The organism is Pseudomonas sp. RSB 5.4 (genome assembly GCF_037126175.1).
Classification (GTDB): domain Bacteria; phylum Pseudomonadota; class Gammaproteobacteria; order Pseudomonadales; family Pseudomonadaceae; genus Aquipseudomonas; species Aquipseudomonas fluorescens_H.
The window spans coordinates 5,735,338-5,758,970 of the sequence record NZ_CP146986.1; the positions used below are offsets into that span (position 1 = coordinate 5,735,338).

The 23,633-nt window shown below is 60.9% G+C and carries 17 protein-coding genes; 11 read left to right on the plus strand and 6 right to left on the minus strand.

Going from position 1 to position 23,633, the window contains the following annotated elements:
• Window positions 1-8: 8 nt before the first annotated feature.
• From rlmF to V9L13_RS25800, 5 genes are all read right to left on the minus strand, one after another.
• Window positions 9-1,028 (minus strand): 23S rRNA (adenine(1618)-N(6))-methyltransferase RlmF, encoded by a 1,020-nt coding sequence (rlmF, locus tag V9L13_RS25780; protein ID WP_103519983.1) that lies wholly within the window; start codon window positions 1,026-1,028, stop codon window positions 9-11.
• A gap of 234 nt (window positions 1,029-1,262) precedes the next feature.
• A complete protein-coding gene (locus V9L13_RS25785) occupies window positions 1,263-4,109 on the minus strand; it encodes a valine--tRNA ligase (protein ID WP_338800876.1) in 2,847 nt (948 codons plus the stop codon).
• Between the two features lie 267 nt (window positions 4,110-4,376).
• Window positions 4,377-4,772: a hypothetical protein gene (locus V9L13_RS25790; protein ID WP_003221916.1), complete on the minus strand. Its 396-nt coding sequence runs from the start codon at window positions 4,770-4,772 to the stop codon at window positions 4,377-4,379.
• Between the two features lie 8 nt (window positions 4,773-4,780).
• Window positions 4,781-5,209, minus strand: a complete 429-nt coding sequence (locus V9L13_RS25795; protein WP_338800877.1) for a DNA polymerase III subunit chi — start codon at window positions 5,207-5,209, stop codon at window positions 4,781-4,783.
• Window positions 5,210-5,269: 60 nt separating this feature from the next.
• Window positions 5,270-6,760: a leucyl aminopeptidase gene (locus V9L13_RS25800; protein WP_338800878.1), complete on the minus strand. Its 1,491-nt coding sequence runs from the start codon at window positions 6,758-6,760 to the stop codon at window positions 5,270-5,272.
• A gap of 308 nt (window positions 6,761-7,068) precedes the next feature.
• Here V9L13_RS25800 and lptF point away from each other — a divergent pair, with 308 nt between their 5' ends.
• The 8 genes from lptF (at window position 7,069) to pdxJ (ending at window position 15,486) form a co-directional block, all read left to right on the plus strand.
• On the plus strand, window positions 7,069-8,190 hold the full coding sequence (gene lptF / locus V9L13_RS25805) for an LPS export ABC transporter permease LptF (protein ID WP_003221922.1): 1,122 nt from the start codon (window positions 7,069-7,071) through the stop codon (window positions 8,188-8,190).
• Window positions 8,183-9,244 (plus strand): LPS export ABC transporter permease LptG, encoded by a 1,062-nt coding sequence (gene lptG, locus V9L13_RS25810; protein WP_003221924.1) that lies wholly within the window; start codon window positions 8,183-8,185, stop codon window positions 9,242-9,244. Before lptF ends, lptG begins: the two co-directional genes overlap by 8 nt.
• A gap of 172 nt (window positions 9,245-9,416) precedes the next feature.
• Window positions 9,417-11,213 (plus strand): translation elongation factor 4, encoded by a 1,797-nt coding sequence (gene lepA, locus V9L13_RS25815; RefSeq protein WP_003221926.1) that lies wholly within the window; start codon window positions 9,417-9,419, stop codon window positions 11,211-11,213.
• Window positions 11,214-11,222: 9 nt separating this feature from the next.
• On the plus strand, window positions 11,223-12,077 hold the full coding sequence (lepB, locus tag V9L13_RS25820) for a signal peptidase I (RefSeq protein WP_003221931.1): 855 nt from the start codon (window positions 11,223-11,225) through the stop codon (window positions 12,075-12,077).
• Window positions 12,078-12,260: 183 nt separating this feature from the next.
• Entirely contained in the window at window positions 12,261-12,950 is a 690-nt protein-coding gene (gene rnc, locus V9L13_RS25825) for a ribonuclease III (protein WP_024011703.1), read from the plus strand.
• A complete protein-coding gene (era, locus tag V9L13_RS25830) occupies window positions 12,943-13,845 on the plus strand; it encodes a GTPase Era (protein ID WP_285417540.1) in 903 nt (300 codons plus the stop codon). The genes rnc and era overlap by 8 nt, the downstream gene beginning before the upstream one ends.
• 168 nt (window positions 13,846-14,013) lie before the next feature.
• Window positions 14,014-14,703 carry a DNA repair protein RecO gene (recO, locus tag V9L13_RS25835; protein ID WP_103484915.1) on the plus strand — a complete coding sequence of 230 codons (690 nt, stop codon included), beginning with the start codon at window positions 14,014-14,016 and terminating at the stop codon, window positions 14,701-14,703.
• A gap of 39 nt (window positions 14,704-14,742) precedes the next feature.
• A complete protein-coding gene (pdxJ, locus tag V9L13_RS25840) occupies window positions 14,743-15,486 on the plus strand; it encodes a pyridoxine 5'-phosphate synthase (protein ID WP_338800879.1) in 744 nt (247 codons plus the stop codon).
• A 127-nt stretch (window positions 15,487-15,613) separates the two neighbouring features.
• Here the strand turns inward: pdxJ and mltF are convergent, their stop codons facing one another.
• Window positions 15,614-17,074, minus strand: coding sequence for a membrane-bound lytic murein transglycosylase MltF (gene mltF, locus V9L13_RS25845; RefSeq protein WP_080593223.1), 1,461 nt, complete (start codon window positions 17,072-17,074; stop codon window positions 15,614-15,616).
• A gap of 285 nt (window positions 17,075-17,359) precedes the next feature.
• Between mltF and purL the strand changes: the two genes are divergently transcribed.
• The 3 genes from purL to V9L13_RS25860 all read left to right on the plus strand — a co-directional run bounded on the left by purL (window position 17,360) and on the right by V9L13_RS25860 (window position 23,610).
• Window positions 17,360-21,256, plus strand: a complete 3,897-nt coding sequence (gene purL, locus V9L13_RS25850) for a phosphoribosylformylglycinamidine synthase (RefSeq protein ID WP_103484913.1) — start codon at window positions 17,360-17,362, stop codon at window positions 21,254-21,256.
• Window positions 21,257-21,261: 5 nt separating this feature from the next.
• On the plus strand, window positions 21,262-21,573 hold the full coding sequence (locus tag V9L13_RS25855; protein WP_338800880.1) for a YqfO family protein: 312 nt from the start codon (window positions 21,262-21,264) through the stop codon (window positions 21,571-21,573).
• 1,674 nt (window positions 21,574-23,247) lie between these two features.
• Complete coding sequence (locus tag V9L13_RS25860; RefSeq protein WP_210558946.1) at window positions 23,248-23,610, plus strand: DUF6124 family protein; 363 nt, start codon at window positions 23,248-23,250, stop codon at window positions 23,608-23,610.
• Window positions 23,611-23,633 lie beyond the last annotated feature (23 nt).

Below are 23,633 nucleotides of genomic sequence, written 5' to 3' on the forward strand. Positions count from 1 at the left end.
GCTCAGTGTCAGCGAACCCAGCGCTCGCGACGCCAGATCTGCTGCTCCGACTTGGTCTGGAAGGTCCAGGCCACGAAGCGGCTCTGCTTCTGCCCTTGCGACATCTCCACCACCTGGCTTTCCAGCACGCCTGCCTTCTTCAGCGCGGTTTCGATGGCGGGCAGGTTCGAGGCTTTCGACACCAGCGTGCTGAACCACAGCACCTTGTGCTGGAAGTTCGCGCTCTCGGCGATCAGTTGCGTCACGAAACGCGCTTCACCGCCCTCACACCACAGCTCGGCAGACTGACCGCCGAAGTTCAGCACTGGCAGCTTGCGTTTCGGATCGGCCTTGCCCAGTGCGCGCCATTTGCGCTCGCTGCCCTTGGTCGCTTCCTCCATCGAGGCGTGAAACGGCGGGTTGCACATGGTCAGGTCAAAGCGTTCGCCCGGCTCCAGCAAGCCAATCAGGATGTGCTTGCGGTTTTCCTGCTGGCGCAGCTTGATGACCTTGTTCAGGTCGTTGGACTGGACGATGGCTCGGGCGGCGGCCACGGCCGTCGGGTCGATCTCCGAACCGAGGAAGTGCCAGCGGTATTCGCTGTTGCCGATCAGCGGATACACGCAGTTGGCGCCCATGCCGATGTCCAGCACGTTGACGATCGCACCGCGCGGGACCTTGCCGTCGTTCATGCTCGCCAGCAGGTCAGCGAGGAAGTGCACGTAATCGGCACGGCCCGGGACCGGTGGGCAGAGGTAATCCGCCGGAATATCCCAATGCTCGATGCCATAGAACGACTTGAGCAGCGCCCGGTTGAACACGCGCACCGCGTCGGGGCTGGCGAAGTCGATGCTTTCCTTGCCGTACGGGTTGGTGATCACGAACTTCGCCAGTTCCGGCGTGGTCTTGATCAGCGCCGGGAAGTCATAGCGACCCTGGTGACGATTGCGCGGGTGCAGGCTGGCCTTTTCACGCGACTCAACGGCTTTGGTCGGGGTCGCGGCATCAGGCTTCTTGCGCGCAGGTTTGGGTGTGCGGGGGGCGTTCATGGGTGTGATCGATTCGGGTATGGCTGAAAGTGGCGGGTATTGTCCCACATCTAAAGGCAACACCGTTCAAACTGTGGGAGCGGGCTTGCTCGCGAAAGCGGTGTGCTCGCCAACACACAGGTTGAATGAGACACCGCATTCGCGAGCAAGCCCGCTCCCACAGGGGATTTGTAGCGATTCTTGAATAAAAAAGGGAGGCCGTTGCGGGCCTCCCTTGTTCATTGCGGCTTGCCCTTACAGGCTGGAAATCCGCGCGTGCTGCTCGGCCAGTTTGCCCAGGGCTTGTTCAGCCTCGGCCAGTTTGGCGCGTTCCTTCTCGATGACTTCGGCCGGGGCCTTGTCAACGAAACCGGCGTTCGACAGCTTGCCGCCAACCCGCTGGACTTCGCCCTGCAGACGCAGGATTTCCTTGTCCAGACGTGCCAGCTCGGCGCCCTTGTCGATCAGACCGGCCATCGGCACCAGCACTTCCATCTCGCCAACCAGCGCGGTGGCGGACAGCGGCGCTTCTTCGCCAGCGGCCAGGACGGTGATCGATTCCAGACGCGCCAGCTTCTTCAGCAGTGCTTCGTTCTCGGTCAGACGACGCTGATCTTCAGCGCTGACGTTCTTCAGGTAGATCGGCAGCGGTTTGCCCGGGCCGATGTTCATTTCGCCACGGATGTTACGCGTGCCGAGCATGAGGCCTTTGAGCCACTCGATGTCGTCTTCGGCGGCCGGATCGATGCGCTCTTCGTTGGCCACTGGCCAAGGTTGCAGCATGATCGTCTTGCCCTGAATGCCGGCCAGCGGCGCGATGCGCTGCCAGATTTCTTCAGTGATGAACGGCATGAACGGGTGCGCCAGACGCAGCGCCACTTCCAGTACGCGCACCAGCGTGCGACGGGTGCCGCGCTGACGCTCGACCGGGGCGTTTTCGTCCCACAGCACTGGCTTGGACAACTCCAGATACCAGTCGCAGTACTGGTTCCAGATGAACTCGTACAGCGCTTGCGCGGCGAGGTCAAAACGGAATTGATCCAGTTGACGGGTCACTTCGGCTTCAGTGCGTTGCAGCTGCGAGATGATCCAGCGATCCGCCAGCGACAGCTCGTAGGCTTCGCCGTTCTGGCCGCAGTCTTCGCCCTTGTCCAGAACATAACGCGCGGCGTTCCAGATCTTGTTGCAGAAGTTGCGATAGCCTTCGACGCGGCCCATGTCGAACTTGATGTCGCGACCGGTGGACGCCAGCGAGCAGAAAGTGAAGCGCAGGGCGTCGGTGCCGTAGCTGGCGATGCCTTCGGCGAACTCGTCGCGGGTCTGCTTCTCGATCTTCTTCGCCAGTTTCGGCTGCATCATGCCTGAGGTGCGTTTCTGCACCAGGGCTTCCAGCTCGATACCGTCGATGATGTCCAGCGGGTCCAGGACGTTGCCCTTGGACTTGGACATCTTCTGGCCTTGGCCATCACGCACCAGACCGTGCACGTAAACGGTCTTGAACGGCACCTGCGGGGTGCCGTCCTCGTTCTTGATCAGGTGCATCGTCAGCATGATCATCCGGGCAACCCAGAAGAAAATGATGTCGAAACCGGTGACCAGCACGTCGGTGGAGTGGAATTTCTTCAGGAATTCGGTCTTTTCCGGCCAGCCCAGGGTGGAGAACGTCCACAGACCCGAGCTGAACCAGGTGTCGAGCACGTCGTTGTCCTGTTGCAGCGCAACGTCCGGGCCGAGGTTGTGCTTGGCACGCACTTCGGCTTCGTCGCGACCGACGTAGACCTTGCCCGACTCGTCGTACCAGGCCGGAATCCGGTGGCCCCACCACAGCTGACGGCTGATGCACCAGTCCTGGATGTCGCGCATCCACGAGAAGTACATGTTTTCGTACTGCTTCGGCACGAACTGGATACGGCCGTCTTCAACGGCAGCAATCGCCGGCTCAGCCAGCGGCTTGGTGGAAACGTACCACTGGTCGGTCAGCCACGGCTCGATGACGGTGCCGGAGCGGTCGCCTTTCGGCACTTTCAGGTTGTGGTCGTCGACGCTGACCAGCAGGCCGGCGGCGTCGAACGCCGCGACGATCTGCTTGCGCGCTTCGAAACGCTCGAGGCCGGCGTATTCAGCCGGGATCTTGCCGTCGATGCTGTCGTTCAGCGTGCCGTCGAGGTTGAACACCTGGGCGGCGGGCAGCACGTTGGCGTTCTTGTCGAAGATGTTCAGCAGCGGCAGGTTGTGGCGCTTGCCGACTTCGTAGTCGTTGAAGTCGTGGGCCGGGGTGATTTTCACGCAGCCGGTGCCGAATTCTGGATCGCAGTAATCGTCGGCGATGATCGGGATGCGGCGGCCAACCAGTGGCAGCTCGACAAATTTGCCGATCAGGGCTTTGTAGCGTTCGTCGTTCGGGTTAACCGCGACGGCGGAGTCGCCGAGCATGGTTTCCGGACGGGTGGTCGCGACGATCAGGAAATCGTTGCCTTCAGCGGTTTTCGCGCCGTCGGCCAGCGGGTACTTGAGGTTCCACAGGAAACCTTTCTCGTCGTGGTTTTCCACTTCGAGGTCGGAAATCGCCGTGTGCAGCTTGGTGTCCCAGTTGACCAGACGCTTGCCGCGATAGATCAAACCGTCTTCGTGCAGGCGCACGAAGGCTTCTTTAACCGCTTCCGAGAGACCGTCGTCCATGGTGAAGCGCTCGCGGCTCCAGTCCACGGACGAGCCGAGGCGGCGAATCTGGCGGCTGATGTTGCCGCCGGACTGATCCTTCCACTCCCAGATTTTCTCGAGGAATTTCTCGCGGCCCAGGTCGTGACGGTTCTGGCCGGTGGCTTCCAGTTGACGCTCGACCAGCATCTGCGTGGCGATACCGGCGTGGTCGGTGCCCGGCTGCCACAGGGTGTTGCGACCCTGCATGCGGCGGAAACGGATCAGGGCGTCCATGATCGCGTTGTTGAAACCGTGACCCATGTGCAGGCTGCCGGTGACGTTCGGCGGCGGGATCATGATGGTGTAGGAATCGCCCGCGCCTTGCGGTGCGAAATAGTTCTCGGACTCCCAGGTGTTGTACCAGGAAGTTTCAATGGCGTGCGGCTGGTAGGTCTTATCCATGCGCGGCGGGACCCTATTGGCATTTATTCAGGAAAAGCCGGGAAGTATAGCGGGGCATGGGGCCGAGGGCGAGCGGGGCGGGCCGGGTGGAGACCTAAATGTGATCGCGAACTCTGTGGCGAGGGAGCTTGCTCCCGCTCGGCTGCGCAGCAGTCGTAAACACTGCCACGCAGGCTTCGCGGACAAAACACTGTTGAATAGTTTTGGGGGCGCTTCGCACCCCAGCGGGAGCAAGCTCCCTCGCCACAAAAAATACCGGAGGCCGGGTTATTCGTATTGGCTCAGCAACCGCTCCATCCGCGCCTCGAGGCGGCGTTTGATTTCGGTTTCGATGTGCGGCGCGAAGTCGTCGATCACGTCCTGCATGATCAGTTGCGCAGCGGCGCGCAGTTCGCTGTCCAGGTGCAGCAGGGCGTCCGGGCCTTTATCCACAGGTGCTGCCGGTTTGGCAGCAGGCGCCGGGGCCGGAGCTTGGGGCGGTTCGATGGCGGGCGGCGCGGTGTCGACGGCCTCGAACAACATCGGAATCTGTTCCTGTTCACCGTCATCGACCGTGTCGGTCAGCAGTGGCGGTTGCAGGTTGTCATCGCCGAGCAACTGGCGGATCGATTCGAGATCGTCCAGCAGGTGCGCAGGCTTTTGCAGCGGTTTTGGAGTGTCCATCGGCGTACTCAGAGTCGCTGTAAACGGTGATCTTGCAGAGGATAGCCCTGTTCGCGGTAGAAACGGAAACTCTCCCGTGCCGCCGCGCGAATCACCGGATCTTCCACCACCACTTCCGCCACGCGGGCGAATTGGCTGGCGAAGGCCGGGACTTTCAGGTCGAGGTTGACCAGCAGGTCCTGATGCGCGCCGCAGTCAACGCCCACTCCCAGCACGATCAAACCGTCCGGTTCGCTCTCGGCAGGGCCGTGGGGTACGAACGTTTCGCCCTTGAACGCCCACAGGCGCGCATCGAGATCGTCACGCTGGGCAGCATCGCTGCAATGCAGGTAGATGCGATGACCCATGCGCCAGGCTTTCTCGGTGAGCTTGCAGGCAAAGTCCAGACGAGCCGAAGGGTCGGCGCTGGGCAGGATATAGAAGTCGACTTTGGTCATTGCGGTTCCTGAGCCTTGAGCGGCGTCACCGTAAAGTGACGCCGCCCAGGTTCATCGGTTTCAGGCTTTGGCGCGGTCCAGCAGGTATTGGGTCAGCAGCGGAACCGGACGGCCGGTGGCGCCCTTGTCCTTGCCGCCGCTGGTCCACGCGGTGCCCGCGATGTCCAGGTGCGCCCAGTTGAGGTTCTTGGTGAAGCGCGACAGGAAGCACGCAGCGGTAATGGTGCCGGCCTTCGGCCCGCCAATGTTGGCGATGTCGGCGAACGGGCTGTCCAGTTGCTCCTGGTATTCGTCGAACAGCGGCAGTTGCCAGGCGCGGTCGTCAGCGGCTTTACCGGCGCTGAGCAGTTGCCCGATCAGCTCGTCATTGTTGCCCAGCAGGCCCGAAGTGTGGGCGCCCAGTGCAACCACGCAGGCACCGGTCAGGGTGGCGATATCGATCACGGCTTGCGGCTTGAAGCGCTCGGAGTAGGTCAGCGCGTCGCACAGCACCAGACGGCCTTCGGCGTCGGTGTTGAGGATTTCCACGGTCTGGCCGCTCATGGTGGTGACGATGTCGCCCGGACGCGAAGCAGTGCCGCTCGGCATGTTTTCGGCGCAGGCGAGGATGCACACCAGGTTGATCGGCAGCTTCAGCTCGAGCACCGCACGCAGGGTGCCGAACACGCTGGCAGCGCCGCCCATGTCGTATTTCATCTCGTCCATGCCGGCGCCCGGCTTGAGGCTGATGCCGCCGGTGTCGAAGGTGATGCCTTTACCGACCAGCGCGTAAGGCTTCTCGGACTTCTTGCCACCGTTGTATTGCATGACGATCAGGCGCGGCGGCTGGGCGCTGCCCTGGCCGACGGCGTAGAACGAACCCATGCCGAGCGCTTTGATCTTCTTCTCGTCGAGGACTTCGACTTTCAGATCCTTGAACTCTTTGCCGAGGTTCTTGGCTTGCTCGCCAAGGAACGTCGGGTGGCAGATGTTCGGCGGCAGGTTGCCCAGCGTGCGGGTGAAGGCCATGCCGTTGGCGATCGCGGTGGCGTGGGTCACGGCGCGCTGCACTTCAGCCTGGGCAGCCTTGATGGTCAGCAGGGTGATTTTCTTCAGGGCGCGCGGTTCGGCTTTCTGGCTCTTGAACTGGTCGAAAGTGTATTCGCCGTCCACCAGGGTTTCCGCCAGCAGACGGGTCTTGCCGTAGCTGTCGCGGTTTTTGACGATGATTTCATCCAGGGCCAGTACGGCGTCGCTGCCGCCCAGACCTTTCAGGGTATTGAGGATGCCGGCAACGATTTTGCGGAACGGACGGTCGCTCAGTTCTTCATCCTTGCCCACGCCGACCAGCAGCACGCGCTCGGCCTTGAGGTTCGGCAGGCTGTGCAGCAGCAGGCTTTGACCGACCTTGCCGGCCAGATCGCCACGCTTGAGTACGGCGCTGATCGCGCCGCCGCTCAGCTCGTCGACCTGTCTGGCGGCCACGCCGAGTTTGCGGCCTTCGCCGACGGCAACCACCAGGGTGGCGGTTTTCAACGTTTCTGGGCTAACGCTTTTTACAACCAGTTCCATGTCCGGATCCCTGAATGAATGGTCAACACACAGGCGTTCGACGGTGTCCGCAGTCGCCTGCTTATAGATAGAAGAGACGCAGGCCAGTGCCTGCGACAAAGGCGGCAGTTTGAACCTCGCTCCCTGCGCCTGACAACCCTCGGCGGCACGATCTTCAACCGATTACACGCTTGGGTGAGTGTGCGCAGTGACAGGCGCCCTCAATCACAGGATAATGCCGCATCTTTTTTCGACGGCTCTGCCTTGCGGGCCGCTCGAAACGTTTGCTTGTTTGGCCGCCTTAGCCTGACAACCCTGGAGTGTCTGGTTTGATCGTCTTCCGTTATCTGTCCCGTGAAGTGATGTTGACCCTGAGCGCCGTCAGCGCCGTGCTGCTGGTCATCATCATGAGCGGTCGCTTCATCAAATACCTTGCCCAGGCCGCTGCGGGCCAACTCGATCCGGGATCGCTGTTCCTGATCATGGGTTACCGTCTGCCGGGTTTCATGCAACTGATCCTGCCATTGGGGCTGTTTCTCGGGATCCTGCTGGCTTACGGCCGGTTGTACCTCGAAAGCGAAATGACCGTGCTCTCGGCCACCGGCATGAGTCAGCAGCGTCTGCTGCGCATGACCCTGTTCCCGGCAACGCTGGTGGCACTGGTGGTCGCGTGGCTGAGCCTGAGCCTGGCCCCGCAGGGCGCCACCCAGTTTCAGCTGTTGCTGAACAAGCAGGACGCCCTGACCGAGTTCGATACCCTAGAACCTGGCCGTTTTCAGGAGTTGCGTGACGGCACCCGGGTGACCTACACCGAAACGCTGACTGATGATCGCGTCAACCTCAGCGGCGTGTTCATCTCGCAGAAGAACCTCGGTTCCGATCAGAAAGACCGAGGGATTTCCGTGCTGGTGGCCGAGAAGGGCCGTCAGGAAATCCGTCCGGACGGCAACCGCTACCTGATCCTGCACAATGGCTATCGCTATGACGGCAGTCCGGGCCAGGCCGATTATCGTGCGATCAAATACGACACCTACGGCGTATTGCTGCCCAAACCTGATGCCAGTGACGAAGTCACCGACCGTGATGCGATCCCCACTTCGACCCTGCTGAGCAATGACGACGTGCGCTCCAAGGCCGAACTGCAATGGCGCCTTTCGCTGCCGTTGCTGGTATTCATCGTGACTCTGATGGCGGTGCCGCTGTCGCGGGTCAATCCGCGTCAGGGCCGTTTCCTGAAGCTGCTGCCGGCGATTCTTCTTTATATGGCTTACCTGACCATCCTGATTGCCGCCCGCGGCGCCCTCGAAAAAGGCAAGATCCCGTCGGGCCTCGGCTTGTGGTGGGTGCACGGGATCTTCCTGGTCATCGGTCTCGGCCTGCTGTACTGGGAGCCCATGCGCCTGAAACTGGCCAGCCGTCGCAGCGCTGCGCTGGAGGTGGCCCGTGGTTAAACTCGACCGCTACATCGGCAGCAGTGTGTTCATGGCGATCATCGCCGTGCTGGCGATTATTCTGGGTCTGGCGACACTGTTCGCTTTCATCGACGAGATGGGCGACGTCAGCGATACCTATACGCTGACCGATGTGCTGAGCTTCGTCATCCTCACCGCGCCACGTCGCTTGTATGAAATGCTGCCGATGGCCGCGCTGATCGGCTGCCTGATCGGCCTTGGCAGTCTGGCCAGCAGCAGTGAGCTGACGGTCATGCGTGCGGCGGGTGTGTCCATCGGGCGCATCGTCTGGGCGGTCATGAAGCCGATGCTGGTGCTGATGCTGGCCGGCGTGCTGATTGGCGAGTACGTGGCCCCGGCCACCGAAAGCATGGCCCAGGCCAATCGCTCGCTGGCGCAAGGCAGCGGCGACGCGCAAAGCGCCAAGCACGGCATGTGGCACCGTCAGGGTGAGGAGTTCATCCACATCAACGCCGTGCAACCCAACGGCCTGTTGTATGGCGTGACCCGCTATCACTTCGACAAAGAGCGCCACCTGCTGAGCTCCAGTTTCGCCAAACGTGCGGATTTCGACGGCAAGCGCTGGCTGCTCACCGACGTAGCTACCACGGTTTTCCACGAACGCAGTACCGAAGTGGTGAATGCGCCGAGCGAGGAGTGGGACGTGTCGCTGAGTCCGCAATTGCTCAACACGGTGGTGATGGCGCCTGAAGCACTGTCCATTTCCGGTCTGTGGGGCTATATCCACTATCTGGCGGATCAGGGCCTGAGCAACGGTCGTTACTGGCTGGCATTTTGGGTCAAGGTGTTGCAGCCGCTGGTCACCGCCGCACTGGTGCTGATGGCGATTTCCTTCATTTTCGGTCCGTTGCGCTCGGTAACCCTCGGTCAGCGGGTGTTCACCGGTGTGCTGGTGGGCTTCACCTTCCGCATCGTCCAGGATTTGCTCGGTCCATCGAGCCTGGTGTTCGGTTTCTCGCCGCTGTTCGCGGTGCTGGTGCCGGCCACGGTCTGTGCGCTGGCAGGCGTCTGGTTGCTGCGACGGGCCGGTTGATGGCCGCGTTGTTGCCAATGCTTTAATCGCGAAAACGCCTCGGTCGACAGATCGGGGCGTTTTCGTATGCAATCCGGGTGACAGGCGAACGTGACGCTTGCGCCGTGTATCAGGTACAATTCCCGGCTATTTTTCGGCGGGCCAAGCCTGCAGCCTTTTTGAGTGTTGATCCGTGAGTGATTTGAGTCATATCCGCAATTTCTCCATCATCGCCCACATTGACCATGGCAAGTCGACGCTGGCTGACCGTTTCATCCAGATGTGCGGTGGCCTGGCCGAGCGTGAAATGGAAGCCCAGGTACTGGATTCCATGGATCTGGAGCGCGAACGCGGGATCACCATCAAGGCCCACAGCGTTACTCTCTATTACAAAGCCAAAGATGGCGTCACCTACCAGCTGAACTTCATTGACACCCCGGGCCACGTCGACTTCACCTACGAAGTCAGCCGTTCCCTGGCGGCGTGTGAAGGTGCGTTGCTGGTGGTCGATGCCGGTCAGGGTGTTGAAGCCCAGTCCGTGGCCAACTGTTACACCGCGATCGAGCAGGGCCTCGAAGTCATGCCGGTGCTGAACAAGATCGACCTGCCACAGGCCGAGCCGGACCGCGTCAAGGACGAGATCGAGAAGATCATCGGCATCGACGCCACCGACGCCGTCACCTGCAGCGCCAAGACTGGCCTGGGTGTCGACGAAGTGCTCGAGCGTCTGGTCGCGACCATTCCTGCGCCGACCGGCAACATCGAAGATCCGCTGCAAGCGTTGATCATCGACTCCTGGTTCGACAACTACCTGGGCGTTGTCTCCCTGGTGCGCGTGCGTCATGGCCGCGTGAAGAAGGGCGACAAGATCCTGGTGAAATCCACCGGCAAGATCCACCTGGTCGACAGCGTCGGCGTGTTCAACCCGAAACACACCGCCACCGCTGACCTCAAGGCCGGCGAAGTGGGCTTCATCATCGCCAGCATCAAGGATATTCACGGTGCGCCGGTCGGTGACACCCTGACCCTGAGCTCGACTCCGGATGTGCCGGTGCTGCCCGGCTTCAAACGCATCCAGCCACAGGTTTACGCCGGTCTGTTCCCGGTCAGCTCCGACGACTTCGAGGACTTCCGCGAAGCGCTGCAGAAACTGACCCTGAACGACTCGTCGCTGCAGTACACCCCGGAAAGCTCTGATGCACTGGGCTTCGGCTTCCGTTGCGGCTTCCTCGGCATGCTGCACATGGAGATCATCCAGGAGCGCCTGGAGCGCGAATACGACCTGGACCTGATCACCACCGCGCCAACGGTAATTTTCGAGCTGGTGCTGAAAACCGGTGAAACGATTTACGTCGACAACCCATCCAAGCTTCCGGATGTGTCGGCGATCGAAGACATGCGCGAGCCAATCGTGCGTGCCAACATCCTGGTTCCGCAGGAGCACCTGGGTAACGTCATCACCCTGTGCATCGAGAAACGCGGCGTACAGGTCGACATGCTGTTCCTCGGCAATCAGGTGCAGGTCACTTATGACTTGCCGATGAACGAAGTGGTCCTGGACTTCTTCGACCGCCTCAAATCCACCAGTCGCGGCTATGCTTCGCTGGATTACCATTTCGATCGTTACCAATCGGCTAATCTGGTGAAGCTGGACGTGCTGATCAACGGTGACAAGGTCGACGCCCTGGCGTTGATCGTGCACCGTGACAATTCGCACTTCAAAGGTCGCCAGTTGACCGAGAAGATGAAAGAACTGATTCCTCGTCAGATGTTCGACGTGGCCATCCAGGCTGCCATTGGCGGTCAGATCGTCGCCCGGACCACCGTCAAGGCACTCAGAAAGAACGTATTGGCCAAATGCTACGGCGGTGACGTAAGCCGTAAGAAAAAGCTGCTTGAAAAGCAAAAGGCCGGTAAGAAACGCATGAAGCAGGTCGGCAACGTGGAAATTCCACAAGAAGCCTTCCTTGCCGTGCTCAGGTTGGAATAGTCAGGTCCTATGTCACTAAATTTCCCGCTGTTGCTGGTCATCGCCGTGTTCGTCTGCGGCCTGTTGGCGTTGCTCGATCTGCTGTTCCTGGCGCCGCGTCGGCGTGCTGCCATTGCCTCTTATCAAGGCAGTGTCAGCCAGCCCGAGCCCGTGGTGGTCGAGAAGCTGAACAAAGAGCCGTTGCTGGTCGAATACGGCAAGTCGTTCTTTCCGGTGCTGTTCATCGTGCTGGTGCTGCGTTCGTTTCTGGTGGAACCGTTCCAGATCCCGTCCGGCTCGATGAAACCGACCCTGGACGTCGGCGACTTCATTCTGGTGAACAAGTTTTCTTACGGGATCCGCCTGCCGGTGATCGACAAGAAAGTCATCGAAGTCGGTGATCCACAGCGTGGCGATGTGATGGTGTTCCGCTACCCGAGCGACCCGAACGTCAACTACATCAAGCGTGTAGTCGGCCTGCCGGGCGACACGGTGCGTTACACCGCCGACAAGCGTCTGTTCGTCAACGGCGAGTCGATTGCCGAGCAATTGGTCGGCTCCGAGCCGGGCACGCTGGGCAGCGCGGAACTCTACAAGGAAAAACTCGGCGCCGCCGAGCACCTGATCCGCAAGGAAATGAGCCGCTACCGCGCTACGCCGGACCATACCTGGACCGTGCCGGCCGGGCACTACTTCATGATGGGCGACAACCGCGACAACTCCAACGACAGTCGCTACTGGGATGACCCGAACATTCCCAAGGATCTGCTGGGCATGGTTCCCGACCAGAATATCGTCGGCAAAGCCTTCGCTGTCTGGATGAGCTGGCCGGAACCGAAACTCAGCCACCTGCCGAATTTCTCGCGGGTTGGCCTGATCAAGTAATCAAACACGGCGCTGTTGACCACAGCGCCGAATGCATTTCTGGAGTCGACACAAATCGGCTCCGGGGCATGAAGCCACGATATTCAGGATGTAATTTTTGAACACAGCGTTAATTGTCCCAGGCCTGCGCCGTACCCCGGCGATGGCGGTGGAATCCAGCCACGAACTCAGCGTGGGTAAACCGTGAGCGTTTCTCTAAGCCGTCTCGAGCGCCAGCTCGGTTACACCTTCAAGGATCAGGAGCTGATGCTGCTGGCCCTCACGCACCGCAGCTTTGCCGGGCGTAACAACGAACGCCTGGAATTCCTCGGCGATGCCATCCTCAACTTCGTCGCCGGCGAGGCGCTGTTCGATCGCTTCCCGCTGGCCCGCGAAGGCCAGTTGTCGCGTTTGCGCGCACGCCTGGTGAAGGGTGAGACACTGGCCGTGCTGGCCCGTGGTTTCGACCTGGGCGATTACCTGCGTCTGGGTTCGGGCGAACTGAAAAGCGGTGGCTTCCGTCGCGAATCGATTCTGGCCGATGCCCTCGAAGCGCTGATCGGTGCGATCTACCTCGATGCCGGCATGGACGTCGCTCGCGAGCGCGTACTGGCCTGGCTGGCCGGCGAGTTCGAAGGCCTGACGCTGGTCGACACCAACAAGGATCCCAAGACCCGTCTGCAGGAACACCTGCAATCGCGCGGTTGCGAACTGCCACGCTACGAAGTGGTGGACATCCAGGGTGAGCCGCACTGCCGTACCTTCTTTGTCGAGTGCGAAGTTGTCTTATTGAATGAAAAAAGCCGAGGTCAGGGTGTGAGCCGTCGTATCGCCGAACAGGTAGCGGCCGCCGCAGCACTGATTGCCCTGGGCGTGGAGAATGGCAATGACTGATACAAACGCAACTCGCTGTGGCTACGTTGCCATCGTCGGCCGTCCCAACGTCGGCAAGTCGACGCTGCTGAACCACATCCTCGGCCAGAAGCTGGCGATCACCTCGCGCAAGCCGCAGACCACCCGCCACAACATGCTCGGGATCAAGACCGAGGGTGACGTGCAGGCGATCTACGTCGACACCCCCGGCATGCACAAGGGTGGCGAAAAGGCTCTGAACCGTTACATGAACAAAACCGCGTCGGCAGCATTGAAAGACGTCGACGTGGTGATCTTCGTGGTCGATCGCACCAAGTGGACCGAAGAAGACCAGATGGTACTGGAGCGCGTGCAGTACGTGACCGGCCCGCTGATCGTCGCGCTGAACAAGACCGACCGCATCGAAGACAAGGCCGAGCTGATGCCGCACCTGTCGTGGTTGCAGGAACAGCTGCCGAACGCGCAGATCATCCCGATTTCCGCGCAGCACGGGCACAACCTCGACGCGCTGGAAAAGGTCATCGCCGAACATCTGCCGGAGAACGATCACTTCTTCCCGGAAGACCAGATCACCGACCGCAGCAGCCGTTTCCTCGCCGCCGAACTGGTGCGCGAAAAAATCATGCGCCAGATGGGTGCCGAGCTGCCGTACCAGATCACCGTCGAGATCGAAGAGTTCAAGCAGCAGGGCAAGACCCTGCACATCCATGCGCTGATCCTCGTCGAACGTGACGGCCAGAAGAAGATCATCATTGGCGACAAGGGCGAGCGCATCAAACGCATCGGCACCGAAGCGCGCAAGGACATGGAGCTGCTGTTCGACTCCAAGATCATGCTCAACCTGTGGGTCAAGGTGAAGGGCGGCTGGTCCGACGACGAGCGTGCACTGCGTTCGCTGGGTTACGGCGACCTGTAATAGCGGTTTTCTGATCCATCAGAGAACCCCCTGTGGGAGCGGGCTTGCTCGCGAATGCGCAGTGTCAGTCGACAGATACTTTGACTGATTCACCGCATTCGCGAGCAAGCCCGCTCCCACAGTAGTTTTGGGTTGTGTGCAAAACCGCGTTTCTTCATCGAGAACTTCATGTCGCAAACCCCGCCTCCCGCCCAACTCGCCTACGTCCTGCATTCGCGCGCCTACCGCGAAACCAGCGCGCTGGTCGACTTCCTCACGCCGCAAGGTCGGCTGCGGGCGGTGCTGCGCAGTGCGCGGGGCAAGGCCGGGACACTGGCGCGACCGTTCGTGCCGCTGGAAGTCGAGTTTCGTGGCAAGGGTGAGCTGAAGAATGTCGGGCGCATGGAAAGTGCCGGTAATGCGACCTGGATGGTCGGCGAGGCGCTGTTCAGCGGCCTCTATCTCAATGAACTGCTGATCCGCCTGCTGCCCGCCGAAGACCCGCACCCGGCGGTGTTCGATCACTATGCTGCCACGCTGTTGGCGCTGGCCGAAGGTCGCCCGCTGGAGCCGTTGTTGCGCTCCTTCGAATGGCGCCTGCTGGACGATCTCGGTTACGGCTTCTCCCTGAACACCGATATCCACAGCGAACCGGTCGCGCCGGACGGTCTCTATCGTCTGCAAGTGGATGCCGGGCTTGAGCGTGTCTACCTGCTGCAACCGGGCTTGTTCAACGGCGTTGAATTACTGGCCATGGCTGAAGCCGATTGGTCCGCCCCCGGCGCACTGTCGGCAGCCAAGCGTCTGATGCGTCAGGCATTGGCCGTTCATCTGGGCGGTCGCCCCCTCGTCAGCCGCGAGCTCTTTCGCAAGCCCTGATATGCTGTGCGCCGAATCTTTCCCTTCAGGAGCGCATCCGTGACCACCAGCAATCGCATTCTTCTTGGCGTGAACATCGACCACGTCGCCACCCTGCGTCAGGCCCGTGGCACACGCTACCCGGATCCGGTCAAGGCAGCGCTGGACGCGGAAGAGGCGGGCGCCGACGGCATCACCGTGCACCTGCGCGAAGACCGCCGGCACATTCAGGAGCGCGACGTGCTGTTGCTCAAAGATATGCTGCAGACCCGCATGAACTTCGAAATGGGCGTCACCGAAGAAATGATGGCGTTCGCCGAGCGCATCCGTCCGGCGCACATCTGCCTGGTGCCGGAAACCCGTCAGGAACTGACCACTGAAGGCGGTCTGGATGTAGCGGGGCAGGAGGAACGCATCAAGGCAGCGGTCGAGCGTCTGTCGAAGATCGGCAGCGAAGTGTCGCTGTTCATCGATGCCGATGAACGCCAGATCGCCGCGTCCAAGCGCGTCGGTGCCCCGGCCATCGAGCTGCACACCGGGCGTTACGCCGATGCCGAAACCCCGACTGAAGTGGCTGAAGAGTTGAAACGCGTGGCGGACGGCGTGGCGTTTGGTCTGGCGCAAGGCCTGATCGTCAACGCCGGGCATGGCCTGCATTATCACAACGTCGAAGCCGTGGCGGCGATCAAGGGTATCAACGAACTGAACATCGGCCATGCGCTGGTGGCGCATGCGTTGTTCGTCGGGTTCAAGTCCGCAGTGTCCGAGATGAAGGCGCTGATCCTGGCGGCCGCCAAGCACTAATCAACAACCCAGAACCCAATGTGGGAGCGGGCTTGCTCGCGAATGCGGTGTATCAGTCAAAGAATATGTCGACTGATACACCGCATTCGCGAGCAAGCCCGCTCCCACAGGGGATTCAGGGGGCTGATTAAAGCGGCGCAGGCTCCTGCGCCGGCTTGGTCTTGTCGATACCGGGCACATGCAGATTGCCCTCGGCCACCTGATCGCCTTCAAGCTGCGGCTGGGTCACCCAGGTCAGGATGTCGTAGTAGCGACGAATGTTCGCCACGAAATGCACCGGTTCGCCGCCCCGGGCGTAGCCGTAGCGAGTCTTGCTGTACCACTGCTTCTGCGACAGGCGCGGCAGCATCTTCTTCACGTCCAGCCACTTGTCCGGGTTCAGGCCCTCGCGGGACGCCAGTTTGCGTGCGTCATCGAGGTGACCGCTGCCGACGTTGTACGCCGCCAGCGCGAACCAGGTGCGGTCCGGCTCCTGAATCGACTCGTCGAGCTGATCCTTCATGTAGGCCAGGTACTTGGCGCCGCCCATGATGCTCTGCTTGGGATCGAGGCGGTTCGACACGCCCATGGCCTGAGCGGTGTTCTGGGTCAGCATCATCAGGCCGCGCACACCGGTTTTCGACGTGACCGCCGGTTGCCACAGCGATTCCTGATAACCGATGGCCGCGAGCAGGCGCCAGTCGACTTTCTCTTTCTTGGCGTAGGTCTTGAAGTGCTGTTCGTACTTGGGCAGGCGTTGCTGCAGGTGCTGGGCGAAGGTGGTGGCGCCCATGTAGCCGAGGACATCGACGTGGCCGTAATAGCGGTCTTTCAGGCGCTGCAGGGTGCCGTTCTTCTGCACCTTGTCGAGGTAGGCATTGATCTCGTTGAGCAGGCTGTTGTCTTCGCCGGCGGCCACTGCCCAGCTCTGGCTGCGCGCATCGCCGAGGTCGAAGGCCACGCGGATGTTGGTGAAGTACACCTGGTTCATCGCCACTTCGTTGGAGTCGACCAGCGTCAGGTCGATCTGGCCTTCATCGACCATGCGCAACAGGTCGACCACTTCAACGGCGTCGGACTCTTCGTATTCGATGCCGGGAAATTTCTTTTTCAGCTCGGCCAGCTGTTCGGCGTGGGTGCTGCCCTTGAGCACCATGATCTTCTTGCCGACCAGATCAGCCGGGTCGGTAGGACGCGACTGGCCGTTGCGATAGATGATCTGCGGGGTCACTTCGAGGTAGGAGTGGGAGAACCGCACCTGTTTCTTGCGCTCCTCGCTGCTGACCAGGCCGGCCGCGGCCAGTACCGGGCCGTTCGGCTTGCCGATCTGGTTGAACAGGTCATCGAGGTTGTCGGCGGTCTCGATCTTCAGCTCCACACCCAAATCGTCGGCGAAGCGCTTCACCAGCTCGTATTCGAAGCCGGTTTCACCGCTGCGATCCTGAAAGTAGGTGGCGGGGCTGTTACGGGTAATCACCCGCAGCACACCATCCTCCTTTACGCGCTCGAGTGTGTTGGGTTTATCAACACAGCCACCGAGCATCAGGAAGAGTCCGGTTGCGATCAGCCATTTGGCGTACCGCGGACGCAAAGCCGTTGGGAAAAACATCTGCGCAGTATACGCAAACGGCTGCGGGCGCCATATCTCGACAGTGAAGGGCTTGTCTGCTAGAGATCACAAAACCGCACGAAACCCAGCAGGAATGGGGCTAAACGGCATTTTGTGACAGAAAAAATAAGCGCTGCCCGCACACCCTCGAAATTTGACTTCAAAGGCAGAAACACAGATTGATATCCGAGTGCAACCGTGCGTAGCGTTTCGGGTGATGTTGAGGGCGGTTTAGGCTAGAATGCACGGCCTCAAAGCACACCCCTTCCCGAGGCTGTCCCGAAGATGTTGATCCTGCGCGGCGCTCCTGCCCTTTCTGCCTTTCGCCACAGCAAACTCCTTGAGCAACTGAGCCAGAAGGTTCCAGCTGTCAGTGGCCTGTATGCTGAATTCGCTCACTTCGCCGAAGTCACCGGCGTCCTGACCGGCGACGAACAGCAGGTGCTTGCGCGCCTTCTGAAGTACGGCCCAAGCGTTCCGGTACAAGAGCCGACCGGTCGTCTGTTTCTGGTGTTGCCGCGTTTCGGCACCATCTCGCCTTGGTCGAGCAAGGCCAGCGACATCGCCCGCAACTGCGGCCTGAGCAAGATCCAGCGCCTGGAGCGCGGCATCGCGTTCTACGTGGCCGGCCAGTTCAGCGACACCGAAGCCCAGCAAATCGCCGACGTGCTGCATGACCGCATGACCCAGATCGTTCTGGGCAACCTGGAACAGGCCGCCGGTCTGTTCAGCCACGCCGAGCCGAAGCCGCTGACCGCGATCGACATCCTCGGCGGCGGTCGCGCCGCGCTGGAAAAAGCCAACACCGAACTCGGTCTGGCCCTGGCCGAAGACGAGATCGACTATCTGGTCAACGCCTTCAACGGTCTCAAGCGCAATCCGCACGACATCGAACTGATGATGTTCGCCCAGGCCAACTCCGAGCACTGCCGCCACAAGATCTTCAACGCCAGTTGGGATATTGACGGCGAGAGCCAGGAAAAAAGCCTGTTCGGCATGATCAAGAACACCTATCAGATGCACAACGAAGGTGTGCTGTCCGCTTATAAGGACAACGCCTCGGTGATCGTCGGCAACGTCGCCGGCCGCTTCTTCCCGGATCCGGAAACCCGCCAGTACGGTGCGGTGCAGGAGCCGGTGCACATCCTGATGAAGGTCGAGACCCACAACCACCCGACCGCGATTGCCCCGTTCCCGGGCGCGTCCACCGGTTCCGGTGGCGAGATCCGCGACGAAGGTGCAACCGGTCGTGGCGCCAAACCGAAGGCTGGTCTGACCGGTTTCACCGTATCCAACCTGCAGATCCCGGGCTTCGAACAGCCGTGGGAAGTGCCGTATGGCAAGCCTGAGCGCATCGTTACCGCGCTGGACATCATGATCGAAGGCCCGCTGGGCGGCGCCGCGTTCAACAACGAATTCGGTCGTCCGGCCCTGACTGGCTACTTCCGTACCTTCGAACAGTCGATCACCACCCCGCACGGTGACGAAGTTCGTGGCTACCACAAGCCGATCATGCTCGCCGGCGGCATGGGCAACATCCGTGAAGAACACGTCAAGAAAGGCGAGATTCTGGTCGGCTCCAAGCTGATCGTGCTTGGCGGCCCGGCCATGCTCATCGGTCTGGGCGGCGGTGCCGCTTCCTCGATGGCCACCGGCACCAGCTCGGCGGATCTCGACTTCGCTTCCGTACAGCGTGAAAACCCTGAGATGGAGCGTCGCTGCCAGGAAGTCATCGACCGTTGCTGGCAACTGGGCGACAAGAACCCGATCAGCTTCATCCACGACGTGGGCGCGGGCGGTCTGTCCAACGCCTTCCCGGAACTGGTCAACGACGGCGACCGCGGTGGCCGTTTCGAACTGCGCAACATTCCCAACGACGAGCCGGGCATGGCCCCGCACGAAATCTGGTCCAACGAATCCCAGGAACGTTACGTTCTGGCGGTCGGTCCGGCCGACTTCGAGCGCTTCAAGGCGATCTGCGAACGCGAGCGTTGCCCGTTCGCCGTGGTCGGCGAAGCCACTGCCGAGCCACAACTGACCGTGACCGACAGCCACTTCGGTAACAACCCGGTGGACATGCCCCTGGAAGTGTTGCTGGGCAAGGCGCCGCGCATGCACCGTTCGGTGGTTCGCGAAGCCGAGCTGGGCGATGATTTCGATCCGTCGAACCTCGACATCAGCGAGTCCATCGAGCGCGTCCTGCATCACCCGGCCGTGGCGAGCAAAAGCTTCCTGATCACCATCGGCGACCGCACCATCACTGGCCTTGTGGCCCGTGACCAGATGGTTGGCCCATGGCAGGTTCCGGTGGCCGACGTCGCAGTTACCGCCACCAGTTTCGACGTCTACACCGGTGAAGCGATGGCGATGGGCGAGCGGACTCCGCTGGCGTTGCTGGACGCTCCGGCGTCGGGCCGCATGGCCATCGGCGAAACCCTGACCAACATTGCCGCCTCGCGCATCAACAAGATCTCCGACATCAAACTGTCGGCGAACTGGATGTCCGCTGCCGGCCACCCAGGCGAAGATGCGCGTCTGTACGACACCGTGAAAGCGGTCGGCATGGAACTGTGCCCTGAGCTGGGCATCACCATCCCGGTCGGCAAGGACTCGATGTCCATGGCCACCCGCTGGAACGACAACGGCGAAGAAAAAACCGTGACCTCGCCGATGTCGCTGATCGTGACCGGTTTCGCCCCAGTGGCTGACATTCGTCAGACCCTGACCCCGGAACTGCGCATGGACAAGGGCACCACCGACCTGATCCTGATCGACCTCGGTCGTGGTCAGAACCGTATGGGTGCTTCGATCCTTGCTCAGGTTCACGGCAAGCTCGGCAAGCAGGCTCCGGACGTCGATGACGCCGAAGACCTGAAAGCCTTCTTCGCGGTGATCCAGGGCCTCAACGCCGACGGTCACCTGCTGGCTTACCACGACCGTTCCGACGGTGGTCTGCTGACCTCCGTGGTGGAAATGGCGTTCGCCGGCCACTGCGGTCTGAGCCTGAACCTGGACAGCGTTGCCGAAAACTCGGCCGAAATCGCTGCGATCCTGTTCAACGAAGAACTGGGTGCAGTGATCCAGGTTCGTCAGGACGCCACCCCGGACATCCTCGCGCAGTTCAGCGCGGCCGGTCTGGGTGACTGCGTGTCGGTGATCGGTCAGCCGATCAACAATGGCCAGATCAACATCACCTTCAACGGTGACACCGTGTTCGAAGGCCAGCGTCGTCTGCTGCAACGTCAGTGGGCCGAGACCAGCTACCAGATCCAGCGTCTGCGCGACAACGCCGATTGCGCCGAGCAAGAGTTCGACGCGCTGCTGGAAGAAGACAACCCGGGCCTGAGCGTCAAGCTGAGCTACGACGTCAACCAGGACATCGCCGCGCCTTACATCAAGAAAGGCATCCGCCCACAGGTTGCCGTGCTGCGTGAGCAGGGCGTCAACGGTCAGGTGGAAATGGCGGCAGCGTTCGACCGCGCCGGTTTCAACGCGATCGACGTGCACATGAGCGACATTCTGGCCGGCCGTGTCGACCTGAACGAGTTCAAAGGTCTGGTGGCCTGCGGTGGTTTCTCCTACGGCGACGTCCTCGGCGCCGGTGAAGGCTGGGCCAAGTCCGCACTGTTCAACAGCCGCGCCCGCGATGCGTTCCAAGGGTTCTTCGAGCGTAACGACAGCTTCACTCTTGGCGTGTGCAACGGTTGCCAGATGATGTCCAACCTGCACGAGCTGATCCCGGGCAGCGAGTTCTGGCCGCACTTCGTGCGCAACCGCTCCGAGCAGTTCGAAGCGCGCGTGGCGATGGTGCAGATCCAGGAATCGAACTCGATCTTCCTGCAGGGCATGGCCGGTTCGCGCATGCCGATTGCCATCGCTCACGGTGAAGGCCATGCCGAATTCGAAAGCGAAGAGGCGTTGCTGGAGGCCGATCTGTCCGGTTGCGTGGCGATGCGTTTCGTCGACAATCACGGCAAGGTCACCGAAGCCTACCCGGCCAACCCGAACGGTTCGCCGCGCGGGATCACCGGTCTCACCAGCCGCGACGGTCGTGTGACGATCATGATGCCGCACCCGGAGCGTGTGTTCCGCGCGGTGCAGAACTCGTGGCGTTCGGAAGACTGGACCGAGGATGCTCCTTGGATGCGCATGTTCCGTAACGCTCGTGTCTGGGTGAACTAAGCGTCGTGTACAAGCTCGGGTTTTTTGTTCCCGACAGCCATGTCGAGGTGGTCAAGGACGCTGTATTCGCTGCCGGTGGTGGGCGGATCGGGGACTATGACCACTGTGCTTGGCAGGTGCTCGGTCTGGGCCAGTTTCGTCCGTTGGATGGCAGTCAGCCGTTTATTGGGCAAGCGGGGCAGGTTGAGCAAGTTGAGGAATGGAAGGTTGAGCTTGTCGTTTGTGACGCGTTGATTCGTGATGTGGTGGCGGCTTTGAAGTTGAGTCACCCTTACGAGACGCCGGCTTATGAGGTGTGGCGGTTGGAGGATTTCTGATCTTTTTGCCGCTGGAATGAGAGACCCGCAGATGATCAATTGTCTGCGGGTTTTTTGTTGCCTGCGATTTGGTTGGCGACTTCATTCAACTGTGGGAGCGAGCTTGCTCGCGAAAGCGTTGGGTCGGGCAATGATGTTCTGGCTGACCGGGTACATATCCATTGCTGCGGTCACGGCTGCTTAGGGTTCCGCCCTTACAGCGAGTCACTTTTGACAAACGCCTCAAAAGTAACCAAAAAGTCTTGCTCCTGCGTTCGGCCCGCTCGCTGAGGCTCGGGGTCCCTTCGCTCCGGGATCGATCCGGGCGCAGCGCCTCCGGTTTGCTTCGCTGCACCTCCTCTCGCTGTGTTTGGCTGCGCCAAACGGTCGCTGCGCTCCCACCCCCGGATCAATCCCTCCACTCAGCCTTCCGACGTCGCCCGTGGATCAAGATCAAGAGCGACAGCCGAGCTTGCGCTCATCCTGGAGTGGGGCGGCTTCGCCGCATGGGGTGTGCGCTTGCTAAATTGTAGGAGCCAGCCTGCTGGCGATGGTGGCCTGACAGCCGACCAATCTCTACCTGAATACACCGGGTTCAAACTGTGGGAGCGGGCTTGCTCGCGAAGGCGTCCTGCCAACTGACGGATCCATTGCAGATGTACTCAACCCCTGTGGGAGCCTGGCTTGCCAGCGATGGCGGCCTGACAGCCGACCAATCTCTACCTGAATACACCGGGTTGAAATTGTGGGAGAGGGCTTGCTCGCGAAGGCGTCCTGATAGCTCACTGATCCATTGCAGATGTACTCAACCCCTGTGGGAGCCTGGCTTGCCAGCGATGGCTGCCTGACAGCCGACCAATTTCTATCTGAATAAACCGGGTAGAAATTGTGGGAGCGGGCTTGCTCGCGAAGGCGTCCTGCCAGCTCACTGATCCATTGCAGATGTACTCAACCCCTGTGGGAGCCTGGCTTGCCAGCGATGGCGGCCTGACAGCCGACCAATCTCTACCTGAATACACCGGGTTCAAACTGTGGGAGCGGGCTTGCTCGCGAAGGCGTCCTGATAGCTCACTGATCCATTGCAGATGTACTCAACCCCTGTGGGAGCCTGGCTTGCCAGCGATGGCGGCCTGACAGCCGACCAATCTCTACCTGAATACACCGGGTTGAAATTGTGGGAGCGGGATTGCTCGCGAAGGCGTCCTGCCAGCTCACTGATCCATTGCAGATGTACTCAACCCCTGTGGGAGCCTAGCTTGCCAGCGATGGCGGCCTGATAGCCGACCAATTTCTATCTGAATAAACCGGGTTGAAATTGTGGGAGCCAGCCTGCTGGCGATGGGGTTAGTCCGGTCACCAAGGAGATTGGTCCTGTTTAAATCTGTGTCAAATAACCAGAACCTTCCCACAAGGTTTTCAGGTTGTCCCTCGGACGCCCGGTCTCTAGGCTTTGCTTGTCGCTGCCAATTCAGCGACCGGGAGGTGAGATACCCGATTTGGATCCCCAGACAAGTGCCCCCATAATTGCGGTCAGCTTTCGCTGTCAGCAATTCCTTATGGCGGCTATGTACGGGCGGACTTCGGTCCGGCCGGATTTGGGGTCCTTACCGGTAATCTCACTCCGTACATGGCTGCCACCTCTTCTCCGAGTGAGATCGGGAGCAAGTGGCTGCAACACTTAAAAGGACTTGTTCGATGGACAAACTGATCCCCGACCCACCCCACGAAGCTACAACGCCACCCGTCGACGCCATCCGGGTCGAAGACCTGGCCAAAGACCGTGAAGCCATCAAGCGCGCTGTCGATTTCTACTTCACCCCGCAACCCGCCAAACCCCGACAACCCAGCACGATGTTCCTCGTCCACCCCAACGTCGATACCGAAACCCTGCTAGCCCACGCCTACGAATCGTTGGCCTCCGCCAGTGCCATGGCCAGCAACTTCGCCAACGAACTCAGTGGCCTGCAACGCAGCACCGCTCTGGCGATCCAGCAAATCATCATGCTCGCCGAACTGGCGGTAAACCGGGCGCTGGACCGAGTCGATCCACAGACCTGATCTCTCAGGATCACCGCGTTATC